This is a genomic window from Photorhabdus namnaonensis, assembly GCF_001684335.1.
In the GTDB taxonomy this organism is placed as follows: Bacteria; Pseudomonadota; Gammaproteobacteria; order Enterobacterales; family Enterobacteriaceae; genus Photorhabdus; species Photorhabdus namnaonensis.
In genome coordinates this window covers 38,722-65,378 of the sequence record NZ_LOIC01000044.1, presented here as the reverse complement: position 1 = coordinate 65,378, position 26,657 = coordinate 38,722, and the positions used below count along the sequence as shown (strand labels likewise).

26 protein-coding genes are annotated in these 26,657 nt (G+C 43.8%); 14 read left to right on the top strand and 12 right to left on the bottom strand.

Annotated elements, in window-relative coordinates:
* Positions 1–366: 366 nt before the first annotated feature.
* The 3 genes from Phpb_RS08570 to Phpb_RS08560 all read right to left on the bottom strand — a co-directional run bounded on the left by Phpb_RS08570 (position 367) and on the right by Phpb_RS08560 (position 2,024).
* On the bottom strand, positions 367–1,239 hold the full coding sequence (locus Phpb_RS08570) for a phosphorothioated DNA-binding restriction endonuclease (RefSeq protein ID WP_065389978.1): 873 nt from the start codon (positions 1,237–1,239) through the stop codon (positions 367–369).
* On the bottom strand, positions 1,184–1,399 hold the full coding sequence (locus tag Phpb_RS25710; RefSeq protein ID WP_131817506.1) for a hypothetical protein: 216 nt from the start codon (positions 1,397–1,399) through the stop codon (positions 1,184–1,186). The genes Phpb_RS08570 and Phpb_RS25710 overlap by 56 nt, the downstream gene beginning before the upstream one ends.
* A 163-nt stretch (positions 1,400–1,562) precedes the next feature.
* A complete protein-coding gene (locus Phpb_RS08560) occupies positions 1,563–2,024 on the bottom strand; it encodes a hypothetical protein (RefSeq protein ID WP_065389976.1) in 462 nt (153 codons plus the stop codon).
* Positions 2,025–2,158: 134 nt separating this feature from the next.
* Here Phpb_RS08560 and Phpb_RS08555 point away from each other — a divergent pair, with 134 nt between their 5' ends.
* From Phpb_RS08555 to crtB, 9 genes are all read left to right on the top strand, one after another.
* Positions 2,159–2,488 carry a hypothetical protein gene (locus Phpb_RS08555; RefSeq protein WP_065389975.1) on the top strand — a complete coding sequence of 110 codons (330 nt, stop codon included), beginning with the start codon at positions 2,159–2,161 and terminating at the stop codon, positions 2,486–2,488.
* A 501-nt stretch (positions 2,489–2,989) separates the two neighbouring features.
* Positions 2,990–4,099 (top strand): S-(hydroxymethyl)glutathione dehydrogenase/class III alcohol dehydrogenase, encoded by a 1,110-nt coding sequence (locus Phpb_RS08550; protein ID WP_065389974.1) that lies wholly within the window; start codon positions 2,990–2,992, stop codon positions 4,097–4,099.
* A 119-nt stretch (positions 4,100–4,218) separates the two neighbouring features.
* On the top strand, positions 4,219–5,067 hold the full coding sequence (gene fghA / locus Phpb_RS08545; protein WP_065389973.1) for an S-formylglutathione hydrolase: 849 nt from the start codon (positions 4,219–4,221) through the stop codon (positions 5,065–5,067).
* Positions 5,068–5,990: 923 nt separating this feature from the next.
* Positions 5,991–6,320: a hypothetical protein gene (locus Phpb_RS08540; protein WP_065389972.1), complete on the top strand. Its 330-nt coding sequence runs from the start codon at positions 5,991–5,993 to the stop codon at positions 6,318–6,320.
* 349 nt (positions 6,321–6,669) lie between these two features.
* Positions 6,670–8,097 (top strand): carotenoid oxygenase family protein, encoded by a 1,428-nt coding sequence (locus tag Phpb_RS08535; protein ID WP_065389971.1) that lies wholly within the window; start codon positions 6,670–6,672, stop codon positions 8,095–8,097.
* Between the two features lie 58 nt (positions 8,098–8,155).
* On the top strand, positions 8,156–8,692 hold the full coding sequence (locus tag Phpb_RS08530) for a polyprenyl synthetase family protein (RefSeq protein ID WP_420848338.1): 537 nt from the start codon (positions 8,156–8,158) through the stop codon (positions 8,690–8,692).
* Positions 8,693–8,786: 94 nt separating this feature from the next.
* The gene (crtY, locus tag Phpb_RS08525; protein ID WP_065389970.1) at positions 8,787–9,962 is read left to right on the top strand and encodes a lycopene beta-cyclase CrtY; all 1,176 of its coding nucleotides are present in this window, start codon (positions 8,787–8,789) and stop codon (positions 9,960–9,962) included.
* A complete protein-coding gene (locus Phpb_RS08520) occupies positions 9,955–11,436 on the top strand; it encodes a phytoene desaturase (protein ID WP_065389969.1) in 1,482 nt (493 codons plus the stop codon). Before crtY ends, Phpb_RS08520 begins: the two co-directional genes overlap by 8 nt.
* Positions 11,433–12,359, top strand: coding sequence for a 15-cis-phytoene synthase CrtB (gene crtB, locus Phpb_RS08515; protein WP_065389968.1), 927 nt, complete (start codon positions 11,433–11,435; stop codon positions 12,357–12,359). Before Phpb_RS08520 ends, crtB begins: the two co-directional genes overlap by 4 nt.
* A gap of 238 nt (positions 12,360–12,597) precedes the next feature.
* On the opposite strand, the gene Phpb_RS08510 is transcribed toward crtB, so the two are convergent.
* Positions 12,598–13,134 carry a single-stranded DNA-binding protein gene (locus Phpb_RS08510; RefSeq protein WP_065389967.1) on the bottom strand — a complete coding sequence of 179 codons (537 nt, stop codon included), beginning with the start codon at positions 13,132–13,134 and terminating at the stop codon, positions 12,598–12,600.
* 236 nt (positions 13,135–13,370) lie between these two features.
* Between Phpb_RS08510 and uvrA the strand changes: the two genes are divergently transcribed.
* Entirely contained in the window at positions 13,371–16,205 is a 2,835-nt protein-coding gene (uvrA, locus tag Phpb_RS08505) for an excinuclease ABC subunit UvrA (RefSeq protein WP_065389966.1), read from the top strand.
* 39 nt (positions 16,206–16,244) lie between these two features.
* Here uvrA and Phpb_RS08500 read toward each other — a convergent pair whose 3' ends face one another.
* A complete protein-coding gene (locus Phpb_RS08500) occupies positions 16,245–17,207 on the bottom strand; it encodes a pseudouridine-5'-phosphate glycosidase (protein ID WP_065389965.1) in 963 nt (320 codons plus the stop codon).
* 2 nt (positions 17,208–17,209) lie between these two features.
* Entirely contained in the window at positions 17,210–18,295 is a 1,086-nt protein-coding gene (locus Phpb_RS08495) for a PfkB family carbohydrate kinase (RefSeq protein WP_065389964.1), read from the bottom strand.
* Between the two features lie 569 nt (positions 18,296–18,864).
* Here Phpb_RS08495 and Phpb_RS25995 point away from each other — a divergent pair.
* Positions 18,865–19,035, top strand: coding sequence for a helix-turn-helix domain-containing protein (locus Phpb_RS25995; RefSeq protein WP_165603280.1), 171 nt, complete (start codon positions 18,865–18,867; stop codon positions 19,033–19,035).
* Between the two features lie 77 nt (positions 19,036–19,112).
* Here Phpb_RS25995 and Phpb_RS08485 read toward each other — a convergent pair whose 3' ends face one another.
* Genes Phpb_RS08485 through dnaB form a run of 3 tightly spaced genes read right to left on the bottom strand, consistent with a single transcriptional unit; the run spans position 19,113 to position 22,891 of the window.
* Positions 19,113–20,309, bottom strand: a complete 1,197-nt coding sequence (locus Phpb_RS08485; RefSeq protein WP_065389963.1) for an amino acid aminotransferase — start codon at positions 20,307–20,309, stop codon at positions 19,113–19,115.
* Positions 20,310–20,362: 53 nt separating this feature from the next.
* A complete protein-coding gene (gene alr / locus Phpb_RS08480) occupies positions 20,363–21,442 on the bottom strand; it encodes an alanine racemase (protein WP_065389962.1) in 1,080 nt (359 codons plus the stop codon).
* 39 nt (positions 21,443–21,481) lie between these two features.
* Entirely contained in the window at positions 21,482–22,891 is a 1,410-nt protein-coding gene (gene dnaB / locus Phpb_RS08475) for a replicative DNA helicase (RefSeq protein ID WP_011148449.1), read from the bottom strand.
* A gap of 171 nt (positions 22,892–23,062) precedes the next feature.
* On the opposite strand from dnaB, the gene Phpb_RS08470 reads away from it, so the two are divergent.
* Complete coding sequence (locus Phpb_RS08470) at positions 23,063–24,046, top strand: quinone oxidoreductase (RefSeq protein ID WP_065389961.1); 984 nt, start codon at positions 23,063–23,065, stop codon at positions 24,044–24,046.
* A gap of 18 nt (positions 24,047–24,064) precedes the next feature.
* Here Phpb_RS08470 and dusA read toward each other — a convergent pair whose 3' ends face one another.
* The 3 genes from dusA to Phpb_RS23655 all read right to left on the bottom strand — a co-directional run bounded on the left by dusA (position 24,065) and on the right by Phpb_RS23655 (position 25,800).
* The gene (gene dusA, locus Phpb_RS08465) at positions 24,065–25,102 is read right to left on the bottom strand and encodes a tRNA dihydrouridine(20/20a) synthase DusA (protein WP_065389960.1); all 1,038 of its coding nucleotides are present in this window, start codon (positions 25,100–25,102) and stop codon (positions 24,065–24,067) included.
* A 285-nt stretch (positions 25,103–25,387) separates the two neighbouring features.
* Positions 25,388–25,672 carry a helix-turn-helix domain-containing protein gene (locus Phpb_RS08460; protein ID WP_065389959.1) on the bottom strand — a complete coding sequence of 95 codons (285 nt, stop codon included), beginning with the start codon at positions 25,670–25,672 and terminating at the stop codon, positions 25,388–25,390.
* Positions 25,669–25,800, bottom strand: coding sequence for a type II toxin-antitoxin system RelE/ParE family toxin (locus Phpb_RS23655; RefSeq protein ID WP_082302553.1), 132 nt, complete (start codon positions 25,798–25,800; stop codon positions 25,669–25,671). Before Phpb_RS23655 ends, Phpb_RS08460 begins: the two co-directional genes overlap by 4 nt.
* Before the next feature lie 134 nt (positions 25,801–25,934).
* On the opposite strand from Phpb_RS23655, the gene Phpb_RS08455 reads away from it, so the two are divergent.
* Both Phpb_RS08455 and Phpb_RS08450 read left to right on the top strand, forming a co-directional pair.
* A complete protein-coding gene (locus Phpb_RS08455; protein WP_036778159.1) occupies positions 25,935–26,279 on the top strand; it encodes a type II toxin-antitoxin system RelE/ParE family toxin in 345 nt (114 codons plus the stop codon).
* A gap of 1 nt (position 26,280) precedes the next feature.
* Complete coding sequence (locus Phpb_RS08450; protein WP_036778104.1) at positions 26,281–26,598, top strand: helix-turn-helix domain-containing protein; 318 nt, start codon at positions 26,281–26,283, stop codon at positions 26,596–26,598.
* Positions 26,599–26,657 lie beyond the last annotated feature (59 nt).

Below are 26,657 nucleotides of genomic sequence, written 5' to 3'. Positions count from 1 at the left end.
ATTTCTGCCGAAAGAAAATCCCGGCGCGCGCCAACCTTTGGAGCAGACTTCTTGTCTGTAGGTGTGTAAAGTCATTAGGACATCACTAAACCGATAAACGAAGCAAGTATAAATCAGATATCCAAATACATTAGCTCCCTTTGTAAAACTACGACCCTCTATTGCCGCCACACGATAAGTATCATTTCTATATGAGCAGAGATTAAATACGGTTTGGATTGATATTGCAGTGACATGAAGTTATTCAGATGGATTGGAAAAGGGAGGGAGAAATAATGTGAGAGATTTGGAGAAAAGCGCATGATATAACCATCTAAATATCAAAATGTCTAGATGGTTTATATCTAAAACACAAATCGACTTTATTTATGCCTTAAACACCTGAGTCTGGTGCCATTCAATAAATTTATCCGCTGGATAATACTGACGATTACGCGGCAGATAAAGGCTTTCGCCATCTCTGGCCCAGAACAATTGCTCAACAACCGGGCTACGATTGACTCCATCAGAGATCTTAATCTTCAGATTCTCGTCTATGCCGATTGCACCTCTGTCAAAAGCGGAATGATGAAGTGTGCAAAGTGCCAAACCATTCTCCACAAGGCAAGGGCCACCGAACTGTTTCCATTTGATGTGTGCGGCTTCCAGACCGACCAGTGAGCCATCCAGACGTAAATCATAGCCACAAACGGCACAGCGGTAGTGATAAGCGCGTAAAACCATACCACGAAAACGTGGATCACGGCTATTTAGCCCCTTGTTAATATCAAAACCTAGTCGCTCAGCCAGGCTTACCTGAACGCTTTCAGGGAAATGTTCATTGAGGATCTGTTGTGCCAGTTTATCAATAAGTGCAGGCCGACTGCACAGTAACTGAAAACTGGCTGAATCAAAACCTCCGGCAACCTGATACTCAATAAGTTCTTGTTTTGGAGGCTCTTTGCTTCTCGGACGTGGTGTGCAATGTTCTGCATTTTCCAGTTCCCAGAAGCCATCTCCCCGTAAACGCCAGAAAGGCATTGAAGGATAGTGTTTTTTGCGACTAGGACCAAAATCGGTGAGTAATTGTAATAGTGGTTGGTGGATTTCATCACCGTAATTAAACAGTTGCCCATGCCCTTTTTTGTATTCAGACAACACATACAACAGCAGTAATGGCTTATGCGGTGCTCGTTGATCGCCTTTACGCCAGACGGTAAGTTTTGATATTGCTGTTTGCAGTGCTGCGGGTGAAGTCATGACTATTAGCTAAACTGGTGAATGAACTGCGATCATGCTCGCAAAAGTGAATGAGTTCAATACTTAGTTGATGCTGAGTATTGAACAGCCCCTCGAAGTCAGAAAGCTCACAGTTGACGCTGGTCATCACCAGTTGCGTATCGCAACAACCTGTAATCAAAACAAAGCCAGTTCCTCCGTCTACTTGAATGATACAGCTACCACCAGACTGATTGACGTGTTGTCAGAAATTACTAGCTACTCAGAAAATGAGCTGCAACCACAGAGCAAATGATTCTGGGATTGCAGCAATACATAAGGGAATTGAGTGTGGATTAACAAATTTATTTGTTTCTAAATTTACAGCCTGATAAATCGGTACATATGGTATTGGGTAGGTATACTTCTTCTCTTGTTGCAGATGGTAATGAGGCACATATTTTTGTTAGTTTCAGTCTAACTAGAGATAAAGGTGTGATTGGTTTATCTTTAGGAATATAAAATCTGACATCGATATCTCCTTCATGCTTTCCAAAGATTCCATAGGTTCCGTTAATTTGAACAATTTCGTCACCTTTTTCTTCAAATACATAGAAGGAACCGTAACCACTCCTATTTTCGTGGATGATTATGTTGCTTGCTGTTTTTCCATATTTTAAAGCATGATCAGTCCAAAGATTGTGAGTACAATAAGCTTGGCTCATTGTACCATTTGTAGCGGGGAATTCTTCATATAACTGTGTAGTACTACAAGCAGTGAGCAACATAGATAATGGAATAGTAAAATATTTTATTTTTTTCATCATTAAATGATCCTTATTTGATATGAATGTAGGAGAGTATACATAAAGATATTAAAATTTCATTAAGATAATTTTAAAATACTAAATGTAAAAAACTATAAAGGCTCAAAGTTGACATATTATATTAGAAAACTGTTATGGCATTACAAGAAGTTGGAAAGATGAGTCTTAAAAACTCAGGTGGATTTATTGCTAGAATCCAATTTAGTTATATGGATGGCGACGGTGAAAAGCATTTAAGTAATAAAGGTAATGATATTAATCTTGGAGCAACAAAAACTGCTGACCCTAGCGATCTTGGTGTTCCTGATGGAGCGATGATTTTTATACATGTGTCTGTAGTATGGGGAAATGATAATGAAGCTCGTCAGACTTTTTTATACAAAAAAGGAAGTCAATCGACTGCGAGTTATGTTATCAATGGTACGAAATTAAATAATGATCTCGGTCTGATCGATGTTGCGTAATATATAGACCCTCTATTTATGAGGGCTTTTTTATGAATTAATGACATTTCACATCTTATCCCTTTAATTATAGCACACCTGATAAAACTAGAAATTTAACTCTGTGGAAACATTGGACTCCCCTTAGTCTAGTAAACATCTCTAGCTTATTTAGTGAATAACTCCCAAGAACCTTATTGCTTAGCCGATACTTTGCCAACCCGTAGGAATATGTTGGATATTATGGAACTCGCAATGAATAGTGCAAGGTTAGGTTATTTCCCCGCAACCCGCCTTTTCCTGAAAGAACATCTATGCCCATCACGAATCACTGTTTTCCACTTATCTCTAGTAAGTTATCTTAAAAACACGTATTAATGTTAAAATTTTTGTACCATTTCTACAGATGCGAAATCATATTCTTAACAAACTATTACAAAGATATCTTCGCTGATAACCCGATTGACTTTATTAATCTGTATTCGTAAACACATAGCACTGTCTATTCCAAAAGGAGAGATTATGAAATCACGAGCCGCTGTTGCATTCGGACCGGGCCGCCCCCTTGAAATCGTCGAAGTCGATGTAGCCCCACCCCAAGCCGGTGAAGTGCTGGTCAAAATCAGCCATACCGGCGTATGTCATACGGATGCCTTCACCCTGTCAGGGGATGATCCGGAGGGCGTTTTTCCTGTCATACTCGGGCATGAAGGCGCCGGCGTAGTCGTTGAGGTTGGTGAAGGCGTCACCAGCGTCAAACCCGGTGACCACGTTATCCCTCTTTATACCGCAGAATGCGGAGAGTGCCTGTTCTGCAAATCAGGAAAAACCAACCTGTGTGTCGCCGTGCGGGCAACTCAAGGAAAAGGCGTAATGCCAGACGGCACAACCCGTTTTTCCTACAAAGGGCAGCCTATTTATCATTATATGGGATGCTCCACATTCAGCGAATACACAGTCGTAGCCGAGGTATCACTGGCAAAAATCAACCCGGAAGCAAATCATGAAGAGGTGTGCCTGCTGGGCTGCGGTGTCACTACCGGCATCGGTGCAGTGCATAATACCGCTAAAGTACAGGCCGGTGATTCCGTTGCCGTCTTTGGGCTCGGCGGCATTGGCCTTGCCGTGATCCAAGGCGCTCGTCAGGCAAAAGCTGGCAGGATCATTGCCATCGATACAAATCCGGCAAAGTTTGAGCTGGCTAAACAGTTCGGTGCAACCGATTGCCTGAATCCGAATGATTACGACAAACCTATTCAGCAGGTCATTATTGAGATGACGGAATGGGGGGTGGATCATACCTTCGAGTGTATTGGTAATGTCAATGTGATGCGTGCCGCGCTCGAAAGCGCACACCGTGGCTGGGGGCAATCAGTGATTATTGGTGTGGCTGGTGCAGGACAGGAAATCTCAACCCGACCATTCCAACTCGTCACTGGCCGCTCATGGCGAGGTACCGCCTTTGGTGGTGTTAAAGGCCGCAGTCAGTTGCCTAAAATGGTGGAAGAGGCAATGAAAGGTGAAATTGAGTTAAAGCCTTTTGTGACTCACACCTTGCCGCTCGAACACATTAATGAAGCATTCGATCTGATGCATGAGGGCAAATCCATTCGCACAGTCATCCATTACTAAGCTGTTCTAAGGGAGTTAAAAACATGCTGTGACAGGCGGTTTTTAATCAAACAGGAAACGATAACCCCAGGTTCACCGTGAGATAAGTGAACCTGTATGTTTTACAGAGAGGAAAAAGAATGGAGAGGATTGAGCGCCAAGCTTGTTTTGGGGGATGGCAGGATGTTTATCAGCATGAATCGGCCGTGCTTGGCTGTACCATGAATTTTGCAGTCTACCTCCCTCCTCAAGCTGAACATCAGAAATTACCGGTGCTGTATTGGCTCTCGGGCTTAACATGTAATGAACAGAATTTCATCACTAAAGCAGGAGCTCAACGCTACGCTGCCGAACAAGGTATTATCCTCGTCGCCCCAGATACCAGCCCTCGCGGTGAGAAAGTTGCAGATGATGACGCCTATGATTTAGGTCAGGGAGCCGGTTTTTACCTCAACGCAACACAGGAACCTTGGGCGCCGCACTATCGCATGTATGATTATGTGGTGTCAGAGCTACCGGCACTGATCGAAACACACTTCCCGGTAACAGCCGCTCGGGCCATTAGTGGTCACTCTATGGGCGGTCATGGCGCACTGATGATCGCGCTACGCAATCCAGATCATTACCACAGCGTATCGGCTTTTTCACCAATTGTTGCTCCCTCGCAGGTTCCTTGGGGAGAAAAAGCTTTTCGAGCTTATCTGGGCGAAGATCGTGAAACATGGAAAACCTATGACACAATCAAGCTGCTAACCAATAACGCCAAATTATCGCATATGTTAATTGACATCGGTACCGATGACCCGTTTCTTGAAGAGCAATTACGTCCTGAGCTGTTGAAGGATGTATGCAAAAACACTGGGCATCCCTACACATTGAATCTGCGCACTGGTTATGATCATAGCTATTATTTTGTCGCCAGCTTTATCAGCGAGCATATCGCGTATCATGCCAAGGTATTGAAGGGAATTTGTTCTGATAATCAATAAATTAGATACGAATCCATTAATATTTTTACGATAAAAGGATGATCAAACCAATATATTGGCGGCTATTTGGTCAGATTATTACAAATTCAGACAAAAAGCCCCGTATTAACAAAGTATTAAAGAAATTTCTTTACCATATTTACTTTGGGTCAATCTTGTAGGGTAGGCCGCTGGTTTGAAATAATCTCTCCAGCGGTATCCCACCAAATCCTGCAACAACTTTATGAAGAGTTACCTGAACAGCTTAAAAAGGCAAAAGATATTAGAAAACAGACTTTTCATCGATGACAAAATGGAAAATAAGATTCGTTATGAATACACTGAATAATCTCCCACGTCAGACATTGGAATACAAAACAAAAACATCCAATGCATTATTTTTAAATTAAAAAATTACCTTATAGTATTAGATAAAGTCATTTGCACTTATTATGAGAACATACAGACTTTAATAAAGCATTCAGCCAAGAGATAAATTATGGTCATAAACCAATTAGATAATCAACTGCGAAAAAATCAGGATAGCAAAACATCTAATGAATTATTAAAGAAATATGAAATTATTTATTTACAGCGTAATTATGTTGTAATTACCATGCAAAACCATTAAACATTATAAATTGAAATCATTACTAATCAAAACAATAAAGTCATTTTTTATAAAAATAAATATCTCATTTTATTGTGTTGTAAAGAAAAAATAGGAACCATATTACACATCTAATGAAAGAAAATTACTTATTTTGTCATTTGTTAAAATAATTTTTGTTTTTTATAAAACACACATAACAATTATTTGTCATATTGGTTTTAATGTGTTATTTATTTCACTGGTTAAGATTTAGTTTTATTTAACACATCTTAGACGACTTATGTAATTGAATAGCTAAATGTTATTAATTTTTTCTCAAAAGGAGACTGTAATGACATTGCAAGAAATTGGCAAGATGAGTCTTAAAAATTCAGGTGGATTTGTTGCCAGAATCCAATTTAGTTATATGGATGGAGATGGTGAAAAGCATTTAAGTCAGCAAGGTAATAATATTACTCTTGGATTAACAAATACTGTTGACCCTGGCGATCTTGGAGTTCCTGATGGCTCAATAGTTTTTATGCATGTATTTGTGGTATGGGGAAATGATAATGAAGCCCGTAAAGCTTTTTTATACAAAAAAGGAAGCCAAGCACTTGCCAGCTACAATATCAGTGGTACGACATTAAGCAATGATCTTGGCTTGATCGATATCTCGTAATACATATAAGCCCACCATTTTTAAATTACCCCCTATGTACGGATTGGAGTCCAACATTTGGGGGACAGTTTATGCTTGTACTCTCTCACGCTCCGAGCCTGAGAACAATTTATCTGGCGTTGCTCCTAATGTTTCTGTCACCCTTCTACATGTACACCATCACACCAAAGGCGTGTTAGTTAGTAACAAAATTCTTTTTTGTGATTTCAGTTATAAAAATCCATTTGAAAAAAAATAGTACTATTCATCTTCAGCGCAGTACTGTTACTTTAGTATCGTTGTATCTTTTTATAGAGCTCCAGTATTAAATCATTACCTATTATTCGGTTGGAAATATAGAGGTGAAGGCTTGAGCGATTTTGTATTCTCGAAAAACCATATGGATCCCTTTCAATCTCAGTTGGAGGAACTTGATTCAAAATTAGTTCCTATTGAGGGAGAGGTTCCTTCAAAGTTAAAAGGTACTTTCTTTAGAATTGGTCCCGGTCGCCTGCACAGGGGGGACGAATATTATAATCATCCATTTGATGGGGATGGGATGATATTTAAAGTAACGTTCAGTGATAATGGGATATTCTATAGAAACAGACATATATTAACAAAGGAATACTTAGAAGAGGAAGAAGCTCAAAGGTTACTATATCGCTCCGTTGGAACCGTCCCCAGAAAACTAAAACTCAGGATGCGATTTTTTATTATTAAAAATCCGGCAAATACAAATATTGTGTATCATTCCCATAAACTTCTGGCGTTATGGGAAGGAGGCATGCCACATTTAATTAATCCGGTAACTCTTGAGACAATTTCAAAATATGACTTTTCTAGAAAGTTAAAAGCACGATTTTCTTTCCTTCCCAAACTTAATCTTCGTGAAGTACCATTTACAGCACATCCTAAAAAAATACCAAATGATGATAATTTATATGGATTTGGTGTGACATATGGTATTGGATCTAAGTTGACGCTATACAAAATAGACAGTGCCGGCGACATGACGGTTATACGCAACATTCCGCTTAAGAAAAGGTATTTAATTCACGATTTCATAGTGACAAAAAATTACTTTTTATTTTTTTTAGGTGGACCACATATAAATCTTAAGTTGAGGAATGTCATTGGCAATGAAAGCATCCTTGCATCCATGAATTCACATGAGAGTGAAGATGGCAGGGTTCTTTTAGTTTCAAGAGAATGCCATGATGCAAAATTCTATGATGCAGTTCCTGGATTTATTTTTCATTTCGCAAATGGCTATGAAGATGCCGATGGGAATGTGATTTTCGACGCCTCATTTTGGCGGTCATTCCCAGTATTTACACAGAATATATTTAAAAATAATAGTTCAGAACTTTGTCGTTTTACTTTATGCACTGCATCCGGGAATGTTGATAAAGAAATCTTATTCAGGGGGAATACTGATTTCCCAGCCATAAACCCTACAGTCTGTAGTAGACAGCACAGATATGCCTGGTTTGTTTGTTGGGGGGATTCTGAAAGTGAAGGGAGATCAATAATTAAATTTGATTGTTTTAATAAGAGTGTATTAAGCCACAGTTTTGATAATGATTTACCGGAAGAACCTGTTTTTGTAGCCAAACAGGGTTCTGTTAAAGAAGATGATGGTTGGCTTATTTTTAAGGTTTATGTCGAAAAATTGCACTGTACAGATATTGTAGTTTTAAATGCTGATGATCTCTCAATGGTGTGCAGATTACGTTTGCCGCACCATATTCCAATGGGAATGCATCACTGCTGGATAAATGAAGTTATGCTATAAGCCTATTGTCATAATAAGCTTATCGTTGTTTTTCAAATGGCTTAGTGAAATTATTTACGTGATTCGGGAAATATTTATGAACGTCAGTACCGCACGAGCTATGAATTACGAAGAGACATTACTGGAGCTACAGAGTGCGCTACAACAGCACCTCGAACGGGTACTTCCTTTAAGAGCGCCAGATGATAAAGTCTGCGCGGCCATGCGAGAAAGTACACTGGCGCCTGGAAAACGTATCCGCCCCCTCTTATTGCTACTCATAGTCCTAGATCTTGGAGAAAACCCCTGGAAGACTGACTTTCTACAGTTGGCATCTGCAATTGAAATAGTGCATGCGGCCTCATTAATTTTAGACGATCTTCCCTGTATGGATAATGCTGAGTATCGGCGCGGACGCCCGGCTATTCATCGGCAGTATGGTGAAAGTGTAGCGATCCTAGCGGCTGTAGCCTTGCTGAGCCGGGCTTTTGGCCTCATTGTAGAAACAAACCTTTCTGAATACGATAAATCCGCTGCTGTCGCCATACTTTCCCATGCAGTTGGTTTAAACGGTCTTGTCCAAGGGCAGTTGAGTCTGTCTTTCCGCTATGACTGAATATCTTTAGTCTTTTTCAACAAACTCGAGTTTCCGTGATGTATATGACTCTTGATGAGGTTAATAACTTTGTGATTGTCGGAGGATCAACAAAATGATGTACGACTGGGATCTGATTTTGGTGGGAGGAGGATTGGCCAACGGACTGATCGCAATGCGTTTCCAGCAGTGTAAACCACATCTGCGAGTGTTGCTTATTGAAAACACAGCAACAATAGGAGGCAATCACACGTGGTCATTTCATCAACATGATCTTACTGAGGCGGAACATGAGTGGATAGCACCGCTGATCACCTATCACTGGTCAGGTTACGACGTCATTTTTCCAGCATTTCAACGCACATTGCCACATTCATATTTCAGTATCACATCCCAACACTTTGCAAACATACTCCATGCGTATTTGGGCGAGCGTATACAGACTCGTTTATTGGTACAGGAGCTGACTCCACAGAAAGTCTACTTACAGGACGGCACGTCTCTAAGCGCAGGCGCGGTCATTGATGGGAGAGGCTGGCGACCAGGACCATTTATGGGAAGTGGCGCCCAGGCATTTTTTGGTCAGGAATGGGAACTGGAAGAGACGCACTCTTTAACCCACCCGATTTTAATGGATACCAGTGTGGGGCAGGATACAGGTTATCGATTTATCTATGTCCTGCCATTCTCCTCAACTCGTCTGCTGATAGAGGACACCCATTACGTTGATCGGGGGCCTCCTGATAAGGCCTTGTCGCAAGCAACTATCGCAGAGTACGCGAAGAAGCATGGCTGGAAACTGGGTAAACTCATTCGAGAAGAGAGCGGTTGTCTTCCAATTACACTTACGGGAGATTTTAACTCTTTCTGGGCACAACTAGCAGGACAGCCCACCTGTGGGTTGCGTGCAGCTTTGTTTCACCCCACAACAGGCTACTCTCTGCCACACGCCATTCGGTTGGCAGATCGCATTGTTGCTCTGCCGGAGCTTACCGATACCTCCTTATTCATTACCCTCAGGGATTACGCACGACAGCAGTGGCAACATCAACGCTTTTTCCGTCTTCTAAATCGCATGCTCTTCCTGGCTGGGGGGCCACAACAACGTTGGCAAGTAATGCAACGTTTCTATCAACTTTCCCCAGATCTGATTGCGCGTTTCTATGCGGAGCAACTTAATTCCGTCGATAAGGCCCGGATTCTCATAGGTAAACCACCAGTGCCGATAAAGGGCGCCCTAAAGGCAATGTTTAAACAACACAAGAAGCTTCAGGATTTTTATCATGATTAAAGCACTGGTAATTGGGGCGGGTTTTGGTGGGCTGGCACTAGCAATAAGGCTCCAGTCCGCGGGGATTCCGACATGTATTTTGGAGCAACGGGATAAACCAGGCGGGCGCGCTTATGTTTATAAGGAACAGGGGTTCACCTTTGATGCCGGCCCCACCGTAATCACCGCTCCCAATGTCATTGAAGAATTGTTTACACAGGCTGGTAAACGTATGGCTGATTACGTCGATTTACTTCCCGTACGCCCTTTTTATCGGCTCTGTTGGGAGTCGGGTAAGATATTTGATTACGACAACGATCAGCAACATCTGGAAGCACAAATCCATACATTCAATCCAAGAGATGTTAACGGGTATCGACGCTTTCTGGATTATTCCCGGGAAGCCTTTAATGAAGGCTACCTGAAACTTGGAACGGCGCCCTTCCTCTCTTTTCGCGACATGTTGAGCGCGGCTCCACAGTTGATACGTCTACACGCATGGCGTAGTGTTTATAGTCAGGTGGCACGCTTTATCAAGGATGAAAGCCTGCGCCAGGCATTTTCATTTCACTCGCTACTGATAGGAGGCAACCCCTTTGCTGTATCTTCTCTCTATACTTTGATTCACGCGCTGGAACGAGAATGGGGAGTTTGGTTTCCGCGTGGAGGAACCAGCGCCCTAGTTGAGGCAATGGTGAAATTGTTTACTGACATTGGTGGAGAAATTGAGCTTAATGCAAAGGTAAAACGCTTCACCACCCATGACAATCGGGTCACAGGTGTGCAATTAACCGATGGACGAAATATGACATGTGACGTTGTGGCCTCAAATGCCGATGTTATTCATACCTATAAGCACCTGTTGGGTCAGCATCCGGTCGGAATAGCCCGCGCCCGAACACTGGTACGTAAACGAATGAGCAACTCACTGTTCGTGCTTTATTTCGGTCTGAACCATCACCACGCTCAATTAGCCCATCATACAGTTTGCTTTGGTCCACGCTATAAGGAACTCATCGAAGATATTTTTTACCATGACCGACTGGCGGAGGATTTTTCACTCTATCTCCATGCCCCCTCTGTTACTGATCCATCCCTTGCTCCCCGAGGATGCGCAAGTTACTACGTTCTGGCCCCTGTACCACACTTGGGGACAGCTAATTTAAACTGGGATATAGAGGGGCCACGCTTACGTGACCGTATTTTCGCGTATCTGGAAAAGCACTATATGCCCGGTCTGCTCAAGCAGTTAGTCGTTCATCGTATTTTTACCCCATTTGATTTTCGTGACCAACTAAATGCCCATCTAGGTTCGGCCTTCTCCTTTGAACCGTTGCTGACACAAAGCGCTTGGTTCCGACCACATAATCGGGACAGCCGCATTGATAATCTGTACCTCGTCGGCGCAGGCACGCATCCTGGAGCAGGTATTCCCGGCGTGATTGGATCAGCAAAAGCCACAGCCACATTGATGTTAGAGGATATCGCTAGATGAATCCCGCTCTACTTAAACACATTACTCAGATAATGGAGCAAGGCTCAAAAAGTTTTGCCAGTGTCACCCGACTTTTCGATACAGCAACACGACACAGCACAATGATGCTGTACGCTTGGTGCCGTTATTGTGATGATATAATAGACGGGCAAGAGCTGGGGAAACAAATAAGCAGTGTTGATAAGCATAGCGCCCGCGAGAAACTTCAAATGCTGCAATACCTGACGAAGCAGGCTTATGACGGTTTGCCGATGACCGAACCTGCTTTTGCAGCCTTTCAGATAGTAGCTCTGAGTAATGAAATCCCTCAACAACAAGCCTTCGAACATCTGGAAGGATTCGCAATGGATGTACTCTGTGAGCCTTACAGAACGTTGGATGATACTCTGAGATATTGCTACCATGTCGCGGGAGTGGTTGGGCTAATGATGGCAAGGGTTATGGGGGTTCGCGAGGCGAGTGTGCTGGATAGGGCCTGCGATCTAGGGATTGCTTTTCAGTTAACTAACATCGCTCGGGATATTATTGAGGATGCGAAGGCCGGGCGTTGCTATCTTCCGCTAGAATGGCTTTACCAAGAAGGGTTAATGCCAGACACACTTATTTATACCGAAAACCGTCCTGCGCTAGCTCGGGTGGCATCCCGATTGATTGTAGAAGCGGAGTCTTATTATACCTCCGCTCTGACAGGGCTTGTTGATTTACCTTTGCGTTCAGCCTGGGTCATAGCTTCTGCTCATGGTATCTATCGTGAAATCGGCATTAAAGTGCAACAAGCAGGAGTACGGGCCTGGGAATGCAGACAAAGAACCAATCGTGGAGAGAAGGTTACCTTATTAATGGCCGGCGCAATGCAGGCGCTTATGTCTCGGGTGGCGACAACAACGCCTCGCGATCCCAAATTGTGGCAGCGACCTCATTAAAAATTAACTCCACCTATGGTAGAAGAATCTGTTTATGTAAAACAAGAGTGGCTGGCGCAAAGTAGGTTATTTCCCCGCAACCAGCCTTTTCCTGACATGCTGCACTCCCCTCCCTCTTTCGAGGTTCAAACCCATTACTGGGTAAGGATTAGTCAGGCTTGCAATAGGCACTCCAACAGCCTATGATTATCACGATAATACGACTTAATCCATTGTTTTACAAAGAAAAACATCGAATTCAGAACGGAATGTCGTCATCAAAATCCATTGGCGGCTCACTGCTTTGTGGAGCAGAGGATGGAGCTGGACGCGAAGGAGCGCCGCCACCGCTGAACTGCTGAGATTGCTGTGGCTGTAATGGTGGCTGCTGTGGTTGCCCCCAACCGCCGCCTTGCGGTTGGCTATCCTGGAAATTACCACCACCAGCACGGCCACCCAGCATTTGCATGGTACCGCCCATGTTTACCACTACTTCTGTGGTGTAACGCTCTTGACCGTTCTGATCCTGCCATTTGCGGGTTTGCAGAGAACCTTCAATATAAACCTGTGAACCTTTACGCAGGTATTCACCCGCGACTTCCGCCAGTTTGCCAAACAAAACAACCCGGTGCCATTCAGTCTTTTCTTTCATCTCGCCGGTCTGTTTATCGCGCCAGCTTTCAGAAGTCGCCAGAGTAATGTTAGTCACTGCACCGCCGTTTGGCATATAGCGGACTTCCGGGTCTTGCCCCAGGTTACCGATTAAAATAACTTTGTTTATGCCTCTGCTGGCCATTGGGAATACTCCTGATGAAATGAATTTCTACAATTATTAAGCAACACAGTTTAACATGCGACACTAAAAATGAAACGCCACCGCTTTAGAACGGACTTTGCGAAGCTCACCGTAATTTAATTCCGTACTTATTACATTATTTCACTTAAATACTGTATATCTAATCAGTCAACTCTGTGTAATAATAACTCACTTATTATTATTTATGCACGTATAAATAACCCGGGAAATGGTTCATGGATAACATCGAAGTTCGGGGCGCACGTACCCACAATCTCAAAAATATCAATCTGATAATCCCCCGAGACAAGCTGATCGTTATCACAGGTTTGTCCGGCTCAGGTAAGTCTTCTCTGGCATTTGATACGCTTTACGCCGAGGGGCAACGTCGTTATGTGGAATCGCTTTCAGCTTATGCGCGCCAGTTTCTGTCACTGATGGAGAAACCTGATGTTGACCATATTGAAGGGTTATCCCCGGCCATTTCCATTGAGCAGAAATCTACTTCCCATAACCCACGTTCAACTGTGGGGACAATTACCGAAATTCATGATTATCTGCGTTTGTTGTTTGCCCGTGTAGGGGAACCTCGTTGCCCAGATCACGATATTCCATTAACCGCACAGACTGTTAGCCAGATGGTAGATAATGTGCTAACACTGCCAGAAGGTCATCGTCTGATGTTGCTGGCGCCGATCGTCAAAGAGCGAAAAGGCGAGCATACTAAATTATTGGATAATCTGGCAGCACAAGGTTATATCCGCGCTCGCATTGATGGTGAAGTCTGTGATCTATCCGATCCGCCAAAGCTAGAATTACAGAAAAAACACACCATTGAAGTGGTCATTGATCGCTTTAAAGTTCGTGCCGATCTGGCACAACGCCTGGCTGAATCTTTTGAAACAGCGCTGGAGCTTTCAGGCGGCACTGCTATTGTCGCCAATATCGATGATAATACCGCCGAGGAGCTGATTTTTTCTGCTAACTTTGCGTGTCCTGCATGTGGCTATAGCATGAGTGAGCTAGAACCTCGCCTGTTCTCTTTCAACAATCCAGCCGGAGCTTGCCCGACTTGTGATGGTTTAGGCATTCAACAATTTTTTGATCCCGATAGAGTCATTCAGAATGGTGATATCTCCCTAGCCGGTGGCGCAATTCGTGGCTGGGATCGCCGTAATTTTTACTATTTCCAGATGCTACGTTCATTGGCAGAACATTATAAATTCGATATCGAAGCACCCTTCAATTCCCTCGGCGCTAATATTCAAAAAGTGGTGTTGTACGGTTCCGGTAAACAATCCATTGAATTTAAATACACCAATGACCGTGGCGATACCACGGTACGCAATCACCCATTTGAGGGTGTGCTGCATAATATGGAACGCCGCTATAAAGAGACGGAATCCACCGCCGTTCGGGAAGAACTGGCGAAATATATTAGTAATCGCTCGTGTATTTCCTGCCACGGAACCCGCTTACGTAAAGAAGCCCGTTACGTATTTATTGAGAATACCACCCTGCCGGAGATCTCAGATTTCAGTATCGGACATGCGATGGATTTTTTCCAAAACATGAAACTCAGCGGTCAACGTGCACAAATTGCTGAAAAAGTATTGAAAGAGATCCGCGACCGCCTGAAATTCCTGGTGAATGTTGGTCTGAATTATCTGACTCTCTCTCGTTCTGCCGAAACTCTGTCCGGTGGCGAAGCTCAACGTATCCGTCTTGCCAGCCAGATTGGTGCTGGTTTAGTGGGAGTGATGTATGTACTTGATGAACCTTCTATCGGGTTGCATCAGCGGGATAATGAACGCCTGCTGGAAACGCTAATCCACTTACGCAATCTGGGAAATACCGTGATTGTGGTTGAACATGATGAGGATGCTATCCGGGCTGCCGACCATATCATTGATATCGGCCCCGGTGCAGGCGTACATGGCGGTGAAATCGTCGCGGAAGGCACAGTTAAAGATATTATGGTGAGCAAAGATTCACTGACCGGCCAATTCCTGAGTGGTGAACGGGAAATTGCCATCCCGGAAAAACGTATCCCGGCTGATCCAAAAAAGATGCTGAAACTGATTGGAGCAAAAGGTAATAACCTGAAAAATGTGGCGTTCAATCTGCCAGTTGGGTTATTCACTTGTATTACCGGGGTTTCTGGTTCCGGTAAATCAACGCTAATCAATGATACTCTGTTCCCCATTGCCCAACGCCAGTTAAATGGCGCGACCAATATCACTCCTGCCCCTTATATCGATATTCAAGGGCTAGAGCATTTCGATAAAGTGATTGATATTGACCAGAGTCCGATTGGCCGAACTCCCCGCTCTAACCCGGCAACTTATACCGGCGTATTCACACCAGTCCGTGAATTGTTCGCTGGCGTACCTGAATCACGCGCCCGTGGTTACACACCTGGACGATTCAGTTTTAACGTTAAAGGTGGGCGCTGTGAAGCTTGCCAAGGTGATGGCGTTATTAAGGTAGAAATGCACTTCTTGCCTGATATTTATGTCCCTTGTGATCAATGCAAAGGTAAGCGTTATAACCGTGAAACACTGGAAGTAAAATATAAGGGCAAGAATATCAATGAAGTATTGAATATGACGATCGAAGAAGCGCGTGAATTCTTTGATGCAGTTCCTGCCTTGGCCCGTAAACTGCAAACCCTCATGGACGTTGGCCTTTCTTACATCCGTCTGGGTCAATCAGCAACAACGCTATCAGGTGGTGAAGCGCAGCGAGTAAAACTGGCGCGTGAGCTATCCAAGCGCGGAACCGGGCAGACGTTATATATTCTTGATGAGCCAACAACAGGTTTGCATTTTGCTGATATTCAGCAACTATTAGCGGTTCTGCATCAGTTACGCGATCAAGGGAATACCATTGTGGTTATCGAACATAACCTTGATGTAATTAAAACCGCTGACTGGATCGTGGATCTTGGCCCGGAAGGAGGTAGCGGCGGCGGCGAGATTCTGATTTCGGGTACACCAGAAGAGGTCGCCGAATGTGAGAAATCACATACTGCACGTTTCCTGAAACCTATATTGAAAAAAGAAGCATAATCGGCAAACAGGGGCGATTTAAGCCCCTTTTTCCTGTGTTCAGTTTCCTGTTCTCTGTTTTCTGTAACGACTGTTTTCCCAGTAACAACAGGCAATTTTCGCTGCCAGTTCAGCGTTATTAAGTACCAACTGAATATTGGCAGACAAGCTATCACCCCCAGTTAATTCAGCCACTCTGGATAACAAAAACGGCGTACACTCCTTGCCATTTACTCTCTGTTCTATGGATTCGCGTACTGCCTGTTCGATAGCAGCATTGATCTCCGCTTCCGGCATGGCGTATGGTTCAGGGATCGGATTGGCAACTACTAAACCGCCCTGTAATCCTGTATCCCATTTTACTGCCATCGCCTGAGCTATCTGTTCTGGGGAATCCAGACAAATATTGACATTAAATGGGCTGGTACGGCAGAAAAACGCCGGTAAAGCGTGAGTCTGATAGCCAATTAATGGTACGCCATGAGTTTCGAGATATTCTGTTGTCAGGCCAAGATCCAGAATAGATTTAGCGCCAGCACAGACTACCGCAACACTGGTTTTCGCTAATTCCTGTAAATCCGCCGAAATATCAAAAGTCTGTTCCGCTCCCCGGTGCACACCGCCAATACCGCCGGTAGCGAAGATTCTAATCCCGGCCATTGCCGCGATAATCATGGTAGAAGCAACCGTCGTCGCGCCATTTCTTCCAGCCGCGATAACAAAAGGTAAATCACGACGACTGACTTTAGTTATCTTGTCACCTTCTCTAGCCAAAAACTCTATCTCTTCATGAGATAGTCCTGCTTTCATCATCCCATTGATAACAGCGATTGTTGCAGGAATAGCGCCATTTTCCCTGATTTTCCGCTCAACTTGTAGCGCGGTCTTGACATTTTGCGGATAAGGCATTCCATGAGCAATAATGGTCGATTCTAACGCCACAACCGGTCGGTTATTCTCTAAAGCCTCTGTAACTTCTGGGGAAATATCCAAATATTTATTGCTAATAGCATGATTTTTCATGATTATAATTCCAACAGTTTTTGGACACTGCCATTTGACAGATTTGGATTATTGGTCAATTCGCAAGAGAGCGTGAGCGCGGAACACCCTTGAGCAAAGCGAACACTTTCCGCCAGCGTCATATTTTCTAGCCAGCAGTTCACCAGCCCGGCCATCATGGCATCTCCGGCACCTGTTACATTGACAATCTTGATATTGATGGGAAGTGACCAGCCTGCCACGCCATCGCTTTCGCTAAAGTAGACACCCTCTACGCCCATGCTGAGTACTAACCGCTGCACACCTTGATCGTGAAACCACCGCGCCACTGCCGGAACATCGGTAGGTTGGGTGATTTTCATTTCACTCAGTGCTTCCGCCTCCAGACAATTAGGTTTTAAGGTGTGAATATAGGAAAGCCAGTTTTTAATCTTAGGCGCTTTAAACGCGGATACCGTATCCACAAATACCGGCACCGTTCCGGCATTCGTCAACAACCAAACCAAAGCTTCTTCAGATAAATTGCAATCAATAACCAGTACACCGGCATGCCGAATAAGATCATAATGATTCGTTAGCAACGATGGCGTCAATTTTTCCAAAATATGCATATCATTGATGGCAACCAACATCTCACCACCGTCATCTAATAAGGAGACATATGTCGAGGTATTTTCACCATAAAGTTTATAGCAGTAGTCGACATTAACCCCTGCGCATCTGGCCTGATCCAGTAAAGTGCTACCATAGAAATCATCGCCAACAACAGAAATAAGATGGCACTCTTTACCTAATAATGCGATATTTTGGGCAATATTTCTTCCTACACCACCCGGGGTACATTTTATTTTTCCTGGGTTAGAATCTTGATAAATAAGTTTATCCGATGCATAACCGCAAACATCCATATTAATAGAACCAACCGTTACTACATAATTATGATCAGATAAAATATAACCTTTCCCTTTTATATATCCCTTATTCATTAAATTCATAATATGGCCAGCAACACCAGAGCGACTTATACCTAAAATATCGGCAATTTCCTGCTGTGGGATCAACGGATCTCGTCTCAGAAGTTGTAATATTTGTTTTTCCCGATTCGTCATTTTTGGACACTTGTTTGTTCTTAAACACGCGTTTGTTTTATGTGTTAAAGGAAAAATAGTAAAGTGGGATTTTTTACTTTACAACGAAGTTGGGAGAACGATCGTAAGAGTATATGACTGGATTATCAACCCTATTTTATGTGATAACCATCAAGTTAAATCCTGCTAAACAATCCTTTTTGCTGCATATTAATAATCAACCGGTATTTTGTGCCAGAAATAAATTCAATAAAACAAAGCATTAAGTAAATCCTTGTCGAAAGCTAACAAATGTTTGGATATACCTTGAAATGGTGAAAATTATTTTTCACCATCTGAAACATGTTTCATAAAAAATTGATCTGTTTCACATTAAAAAATATACTTCATAACCGGAAATATCCACAAAAAAATTATATACGCTGCAATTAGAATAATTCTCACATTAGATTCCATCATATAAAGAACAAATATAAATATTTATAACGCTATTATTCTTATAAACAAAAATGCTTATAAACCTCTTGCTCATATAAATAAAAATGTTTATTTTCAAATTAAACAAACAGGAGGAGGCTAAGGTTTTACTGTTGAATACGATGCTTCAAACAAAAACAAGCAACGCGGAACTTACACGGTTATTGGGAACTCGACCGCAAGAAATTCAACGTATAATGTCATTAGGTCATAGCACTAAAATTGACACTATCGCGAATGCGTTAAATGCCTTGGGTAAACATCTGGAACTTGTCGCCATTTAAACATCGCTATCAAATAGTCTTAAACCTTGCCACAGCAAGGTTTATCATCGATAACAAATCATTTACATTAAAATTTATTACTTATTTACCGCCGCAAATGTCTCAGCAACACGTGCAACATTACGGTGATTAACACCCGGTATACAGACTCGGCCATTACCGACCAGATAAACAGCAAATTCTTTGCGTAAGCGATCCACCTGCCGCTGGCTAAAACCGGTATAGCTGAACATCCCGCGCTGTTTCAGAAAATAATCAAAATTTTTCTCTGGTAGTGCGGTTTTCAAAGCATCCACCAGCACCGTACGCATTTCCAAAATACGCAAGCGCATATGTTCAACTTCTGTCAACCATTGTGCCTTCAAAGCAGGATCAGTCAGTACTTTCGCCACAACCTGCGCGCCAAAATTCGGTGGGCTAGAGTAGACGCGACGCACACCCGCTTTCAACTGCCCTAATACCCGCTCTTTGATCTGTTCATCATCGCAAATGACAGACAAACCACCCACGCGCTCACCATACATAGAAAATATCTTGGAGAAAGAGTTACTCACCAGACAAGGCAAACCAGCGTTCGCCATTGCACGAATGGCATAAGCATCTTTTTCCATACCACCCGCAAGTCCCTGATAAGCAATATCAAGGAATGGCAGTAATTCTCTCTCTTTAACAATCTGAACAACTTGATCCCATTGATCATCGGTCAGATCCGATCCGGTTGGATTATGGCAACAAGGGTGCATCACAATAATGCTTTTTGCCGGCAATTTCCTGAATGTTTCCAGCATTTCATCGAATTTTACCCCTTTAGTCTGTGTATCAAAATAAGGGTAATAGTTCACCTTAATGCCAGCCCCCGAAAAAATAGCCGCGTGGTTTTCCCAAGTTGGATCACTGCACCACACTTCTGAATCAGGGAAATAGCGACGCAAAAAATCAGCCCCGATTTTAAGGGCGCCAGAACCGCCTAATGATTGAATCGTTGCCACTATCCGCTGTTTCAACACCGGATGATCTTTACCAAACAACAGTTCTTGAACCGCAAGACGATAGGATTCCAATCCCTCCATTGGCAGATAAAGAGAAGCAGTCTGTGACAACGCTCTAAGTTGTTCTTCTGCGGTAGCCACCGCCTGCAATTGCGGAGTCACACCCTGCTCATCGTAATACAGCCCGATGCTCAGATTAACTTTTTCCGCACGAGGATCTTTTTGAAATTCTTCAGCCAGCGAAAGAATCGGATCACCAGCATAAGCATCAACATTCTGGAACATCAGGCTCTACTCCTTATCAGTCAGTTATTTAATAAACCATATAACCTACAACATTATTCGTCCAGATATTCCATCACCACTCTGGAAGTAAGTTTAGTCACCAGCTCGTAAGTAATGATACCGGTGCGTTCAGCAATCCGCTCCACCGGCAGCACATCTCCCCAGAGCACCACTTCATCACCTACTTTATCTGTCGCATCAGGCCCCAAATCAACCGAGATCATATCCATCGAAACTCGGCCAGCAATCGGCACTTCACGGCCATTAATATATATTGGCGTTCCCGAAGGCGCACTGCGCGGATAACCATCACCATAACCGATAGCCACAACGCCAAGGCAAGTATCACGTTCACTGACCCAAGTCCCACCATAGCCAACTGATTCGCCAGCGTTATGCTTACGAACAGCAATTAAGCTCGACTTTAAGGTCATTGCTGGAATCAAGTTAAAATCCGTAGCCGTTTTATCTGACAATGGCGATACACCATACATCATCAGACCAGGACGCACCCAATCTTGATGGACTTCCGGCCACAACAGGATACCTCCCGACGCATCAATGGATTTTTCTCCCGGTTTGTCCGCACAGAAAGCCTGAAAACAAGCTATCTGCCGGCTAGTTGTGTCTACCGTTGGCTCATCAGCCCTGCCGAAATGGCTGACAATATTGACTGGCTGCTGTACATTTTTACAACGACTTAGCCGTTGATAAAATGCCTCGGCATCTTCCGGCCGTACACCTAAGCGATGCATCCCGCTATCCAGTTTCATCCATACTTTTACCGGATGAGATAACTTAGCCTGTTCCAGTGCTTCCAACTGTTCAATGCTGTGAACCACAGTTTCAATATGGTTAGCAACCAGTACTGGCAGGTCAGCCGCATCAAAGCATCCTTCCAATAGCAGAATCGGTTTGACGATACCACCATGACGCAACGTCAATGCTTCACCAATTCGCGCTACACCGAAGCAATCGGCGTCATCCAGCGTATGTGCTGTCTCCAGTAAACCGTGGCCATAAGCGTTTGCTTTCACAACTGCAATCAGATTGCTGTTAGGAGCGAGCTCCCTCACCCGTTGCAAGTTATGTCGCAGAGCGCGGCGGTCAATAATTGCGGTTGCCGCTTTCATTCTATTCCTTAAATTTATTAATTCTTTGGTGGTTAATACTTATTCGTCGTCATAACTTGGTCCGGCATAGTTATCAAACCGCGACCATTGACCATTAAACGTTAGGCGAACAGTACCGATTGGGCCGTTACGCTGCTTACCAAGAATGATTTCAGCCACACCTTTCATGTCGCTATTCTCATGGTAAACCTCGTCACGATAGATAAACATAATGAGGTCGGCATCCTGCTCAATAGAGCCGGATTCACGTAAATCAGAGTTAACCGGGCGCTTATCTGCCCGCTGTTCAAGGCTACGGTTGAGCTGAGAAAGTGCAACCACCGGCACTTGAAGCTCTTTAGCCAAGGCTTTTAGTGAACGGGAAATCTCCGCAATTTCCAAAGTACGATTATCGGATAAGGCCGGAACCCGCATTAATTGCAGGTAGTCGATCATGATCAGGCTCAATCCACCATTTTCGCGGAAGACACGCCGAGCCCGGGAACGGACTTCGGTAGGCGTCAGGCCAGAAGAATCATCAATATACATATTGCGTTTTTCCAGCAATATGCCCATCGTACTGGAGATCCGCGCCCAATCTTCATCATCAAGCTGACCGGTACGGATACGGGTTTGATCCACCCGTGAAAGGGACGCCAGCATACGCATCATGATCTGGTTGCCGGGCATCTCAAGACTAAAGATCAATACAGGCTTATCCTGCATCATGGCTGCGTTTTCACACAGGTTCATGGCGAAAGTGGTTTTACCCATAGAAGGACGCGCAGCCACAATGATCAAATCTGATTTTTGTAAGCCTGCGGTTTTCTTATCCAGATCCTGATAACCGGTTGAAACACCGGTTACACCATCATGAGGACGTTGATAGAGTTGCTCAATACGTTCGACAGTTTCTTCAAGGATCTGCTCTATTCCTTTCGGCCCTTCATCTTTACTGGCACGATTTTCAGCAATCTGGAACACCCGTGATTCGGCCAGATCCAATAATTCTTCGCTGCTCCTGCCTTGAGGATCATAACCCGCATCTGCAATTTCATTTGCAACAGCGATCATCTCGCGGACAACAGCACGTTCGCGGACAATATCTGCATAAGCATTAATGTTCGCTGCACTTGGCGTATTTTTAGATAATTCAGCCAGATAAGCAAAACCCCCTACATTATTCAGCTCCCCGCTCTGCTCAAGGGATTCCGATAATGTAATCAGGTCGATAGGATTGCCCATCTCCAGCAACCGCTGCATTTCAGCAAAAATGCGCCGATGTGGACGGCTGAAAAAATCATTGCTAGTAACACGTTCGGAAACATTATCCCACCGTTCGTTATCTAGCATTAAGCCACCTAACACAGACTGCTCTGCTTCCAAAGAGTGTGGCGGAAGTTTCAGCCCTTCCATTTGGCGATCTTTTGGTTCAGCCATTTTGTTGTGAGTTGATTTTTTTCCCGCCATGAATCCCGCAATAATCCACTGATAAATTTACAACAGCACAGAGTATACGCTATGAAGTGCCTTGAGTAATTACATATAGTTTGTAATTATTTCTGGCACATTAAAGCCTGTTTACAATGAGTTCAACTACTACGTGTACACACATTCCCCTTATATTGATGAGGTTGAGTCATGGCAAAACATATCGAATTTTCCTCTACTGGCGGCCCCGAGGTCCTGCAATATTGTGAATTCACCCCCAGAGCTCCTGCTAACGATGAAGTACAAGTAGAAAATAGAGCGATTGGAATCAATTACATCGACACTTATATTCGTAGCGGGCTATACCCACCGGCACAATTACCAAGCGGCTTGGGCACTGAGGCCGCAGGCATAGTCACCAAAGTGGGTTCTGCTGTCACTACCATAAAAGTGGGTGACCGTGTAGTTTACGCGCAATCAACTTTAGGCGCTTACAGTGAAGTACATAATGTTGCGGAAAGCAAAGTCGCTGTTCTGCCGGATACCCTCTCTTTCGAACAAGCCGCCGCTTCTTTTCTAAAAGGGCTGACAGTCTACTATCTTCTACGCCGTACCTACAAAATCCAGTCAGGCGAACCCTTTTTGTTTCATGCCGCCGCCGGTGGCGTTGGGCTAATTGCCTGCCAATGGGCAAAAGCTTTGGGTGCGAAACTGATCGGAACAGTCGGCTCTGATGAGAAAGCACAACGCGCTAAAGAGGCCGGCGCATGGCAGATTATTAACTATAACCGTGAAAATATTGTCGAACGAATTTACGAAATCACCAACGGTGAAAAAGTCGGTGTAGTTTATGATTCTGTTGGTAAATCGACCTGGCTGGATTCATTGGATTGCCTGAAACGTCACGGGTTAATGGTTAGCTTTGGCAATGCATCCGGGCCAGTTACCGGTGTCGATTTGGGGATTTTAAATCAGAAAGGCTCACTGTTTGTTACTCGCCCTTCTATCGCCGGTTATATTTCAACGCGCGAAGAGTTGGACGAGGCGAGCAAAGAATTGTTTGATCTGATTGCCAGCGGAAAAATTAATGTGGATGTACCAGAAAATCAGAAGTTCCCGCTAAGTGAAGCGACAAAGGCACATCAGATTCTGGAAAGTCGGGCAACTCAAGGATCAAGTTTACTGATCCCTTAACGGTAAGTTGAGCGGATATTACATCCGCTCAGTCACCATAGCTAACGCCTGTTCCACAACAGAAATATCCGCGCCCGGTTTATGTGCATTCTCACTAAGATGACGACGCCACTGACGTGCCCCCGGAATCCCTTGAAAGATACCTAAAATATGGCGGGTAATATGTCCCAAATATGTTCCTTTTGATAACTCCTGCTCTATATAAGGGTAAAGTGCTTTGACCACCGCAACGGTATCAACTACCGGCATTGAAGCATCAAATAATTCATGATCAACCTGTGCCAAAATAGACGGATTCTGATAAGCCTCACGCCCAATCATAATTCCATCTACATATTGTAAATGCTGTTTCGCTTCTTCCAGCGATTTAATACCGCCATTAATAGCAATCGTTAATTGAGGAAAATCCTTTTTCAATTGATAAACTCGTGGGTAATCCAGCGGTGGAATCTCACGGTTTTCTTTTGGACTCAAACCAGAAAGCCAAGCTTTGCGGGCATGAATGGTAAATATATTGCAGCCACTGCGTTGCACAACAATATCAATAAAATTACATAGGAATTGGTAACTGTCCTGTTCATCAATACCGATACGGGTTTTGACTGTCACCGGCACATTAACCACATCCTGCATGGCTTTGACGCAATCAGCGACCAATTCAGCTTCCCCCATCAGGCAAGCGCCAAAACGGCCGTTTTGTACCCGGTCAGAAGGGCAGCCGACGTTTAGGTTAATTTCATCATAGCCACGCTCCTGTGCAATCTTCGCACAATGCGCCAACGCCTGCGGATCACTGCCGCCCAGTTGTAATGCTATCGGATGTTCTTCTTCGCTGTATGCCAGATAATCGCCTTTACCATGAATAATCGCGCCGGTTGTCACCATTTCGGTATATAACAGCGTTTGCTGACTTAATAAACGATGGAAATAACGGCAATGGCGATCTGTCCAGTCCAACATAGGAGCTACGGAGAAACGGTTAGGACTATATTTAACCGTTTCTTTATCTTTCTCGCTGAATTTAAACGTTTTTTCAATTTCTTTACTTTGGTACATTGCTATACTTTTTAGATTATTTTGACATTCTCAGTACCCCATAAATAAGGGAATATACTGCGGAGAATGATATTAAATTACGGCCTACTATAGCATAGTGAAACGTCCCCGTACTGATGACACTATTAGGTATCGTTGACAATTGACGTTAAGAAGTATCGCAGGTGATTTAATGTAGAGCCGTACAATTTGCTATCAGGAATATTTTGGGGAAACGCAGAGTACGTTGACTTTAGCGTAATTATTTCAGCTAAAGGGATAAACGGGACCAAAGCCCCATTCCTTTTACTGATATTGAACGTTAAAGTTAATAACCGCGCCACACGCTGCCGCATAACGTTCCAAGGTCTTCATACTTGCGCCAAGAGGATTTTTTTCAAGCCGATTGATACCTGATGGTTTGATACCGATTTTATCTGCCAGCTCAGTCTTTGACATGCCAGAACGTTCACGCATCTCAAACAATATCTGTATCAGTTCCAATTCCTTGTCGGCCTCCTTATACGCAGCGATAGACTCCGCGTCATTCAACATCAACTCCTTCAATTCGTTCAGTGATATTGGTTTCATTTGAACTCCTTAAGCCTCGCATGGGCTGTCTTGATGGCTGCTGCCGGGGTTTTGTCGGTCTTCTTCACGAACGCATGTAGCAGATAGATATTCTGACCTCTTGCAAACGCATACAGTGACCGGGCAATGTCTTTATCTCCTCTACCCTTTCGAGGTTACCTGATTGTGCTCATTTTCTCCCTCAATGTGACTACACATGGTCCTTCTATTTATGTTATTTTATATCCATATAGGTATAAATCAATGCACGGAATCTCGCGTAATGAAACCTCTTTATTGGGTTGGTAGCAGTAAAAAAGACCTCCAGTCGCTTCCCGATGATGTTCAAGACATTTTTGGCTATGCCCTACATGTTGCACAGACTGGGGGAAAACATTCGCAGGCCAAGCCATTAAAAGGATTTGGTGGTGCCGGTGTATTAGAAGTCGTAGAAGACTACATTGGCGACACTTACCGGGCGGTATATACCGTTAAATTTGGAACTGCTATCTATGTTCTGCATGTATTTCAGAAGAAATCATCGACAGGGATAGCAACACCTAAGCCAGATACGGATAAAATTCGTGAACGATTGAAAATCGCAGAAGACCATGCCAGAGGAACATAATATGAACCACAATATCGAAGTCAGTAGCGGTAACATTTATGCCGATCTCGGTACGGCAGATGCCGAAGAAATGCAAGTCAAAGCACAACTTGCTACCACCATCGGCAACATCATTAAAAGCCGCCGCCTAACACAGGAAAAAGCCGCACAATTGTTAGGCATGACTCAACCCCGCTTATCTAACATGCTACGTGGGCAGTTCCGGGGGATCAGCGAGGCAAAAATGCTAGATTGCCTGAATCGACTAGGGCGGGACGTTCAGATTGTGATCGGGAAACCACGCCGAACACCCGGTAGCCTTAAAGTCGTTTTTTCTTAATACAACTTTCACAATAGCCCAATCTTCTGGGCTATTTTTATCTGTCGTGCATATACTCA

What these genes read in the sequence shown, in the direction of transcription:
- Phpb_RS08570 (WP_065389978.1), bottom strand. Translation starts at nt 1,239, where the DNA reads ATGACTTCACCCGCAGCACTGCAAACAGCAATATCAAAACTTACCGTC.
- Phpb_RS08560 (WP_065389976.1), bottom strand. Translation starts at nt 2,024, where the DNA reads ATGATGAAAAAAATAAAATATTTTACTATTCCATTATCTATGTTGCTC.
- Phpb_RS08555 (WP_065389975.1), top strand. Translation starts at nt 2,159, where the DNA reads ATGGCATTACAAGAAGTTGGAAAGATGAGTCTTAAAAACTCAGGTGGA.
- Phpb_RS08550 (WP_065389974.1), top strand. Translation starts at nt 2,990, where the DNA reads ATGAAATCACGAGCCGCTGTTGCATTCGGACCGGGCCGCCCCCTTGAA.
- fghA (WP_065389973.1), top strand. Translation starts at nt 4,219, where the DNA reads ATGGAGAGGATTGAGCGCCAAGCTTGTTTTGGGGGATGGCAGGATGTT.
- Phpb_RS08540 (WP_065389972.1), top strand. Translation starts at nt 5,991, where the DNA reads ATGACATTGCAAGAAATTGGCAAGATGAGTCTTAAAAATTCAGGTGGA.
- crtY (WP_065389970.1), top strand. Translation starts at nt 8,787, where the DNA reads ATGATGTACGACTGGGATCTGATTTTGGTGGGAGGAGGATTGGCCAAC.
- Phpb_RS08520 (WP_065389969.1), top strand. Translation starts at nt 9,955, where the DNA reads ATGATTAAAGCACTGGTAATTGGGGCGGGTTTTGGTGGGCTGGCACTA.
- crtB (WP_065389968.1), top strand. Translation starts at nt 11,433, where the DNA reads ATGAATCCCGCTCTACTTAAACACATTACTCAGATAATGGAGCAAGGC.
- Phpb_RS08510 (WP_065389967.1), bottom strand. Translation starts at nt 13,134, where the DNA reads ATGGCCAGCAGAGGCATAAACAAAGTTATTTTAATCGGTAACCTGGGG.
- uvrA (WP_065389966.1), top strand. Translation starts at nt 13,371, where the DNA reads ATGGATAACATCGAAGTTCGGGGCGCACGTACCCACAATCTCAAAAAT.
- Phpb_RS08500 (WP_065389965.1), bottom strand. Translation starts at nt 17,207, where the DNA reads ATGAAAAATCATGCTATTAGCAATAAATATTTGGATATTTCCCCAGAA.
- Phpb_RS08495 (WP_065389964.1), bottom strand. Translation starts at nt 18,295, where the DNA reads ATGACGAATCGGGAAAAACAAATATTACAACTTCTGAGACGAGATCCG.
- Phpb_RS08485 (WP_065389963.1), bottom strand. Translation starts at nt 20,309, where the DNA reads ATGTTCCAGAATGTTGATGCTTATGCTGGTGATCCGATTCTTTCGCTG.
- alr (WP_065389962.1), bottom strand. Translation starts at nt 21,442, where the DNA reads ATGAAAGCGGCAACCGCAATTATTGACCGCCGCGCTCTGCGACATAAC.
- dnaB (WP_011148449.1), bottom strand. Translation starts at nt 22,891, where the DNA reads ATGGCGGGAAAAAAATCAACTCACAACAAAATGGCTGAACCAAAAGAT.
- Phpb_RS08470 (WP_065389961.1), top strand. Translation starts at nt 23,063, where the DNA reads ATGGCAAAACATATCGAATTTTCCTCTACTGGCGGCCCCGAGGTCCTG.
- dusA (WP_065389960.1), bottom strand. Translation starts at nt 25,102, where the DNA reads ATGTACCAAAGTAAAGAAATTGAAAAAACGTTTAAATTCAGCGAGAAA.
- Phpb_RS08460 (WP_065389959.1), bottom strand. Translation starts at nt 25,672, where the DNA reads ATGAAACCAATATCACTGAACGAATTGAAGGAGTTGATGTTGAATGAC.
- Phpb_RS08455 (WP_036778159.1), top strand. Translation starts at nt 25,935, where the DNA reads ATGAAACCTCTTTATTGGGTTGGTAGCAGTAAAAAAGACCTCCAGTCG.
- Phpb_RS08450 (WP_036778104.1), top strand. Translation starts at nt 26,281, where the DNA reads ATGAACCACAATATCGAAGTCAGTAGCGGTAACATTTATGCCGATCTC.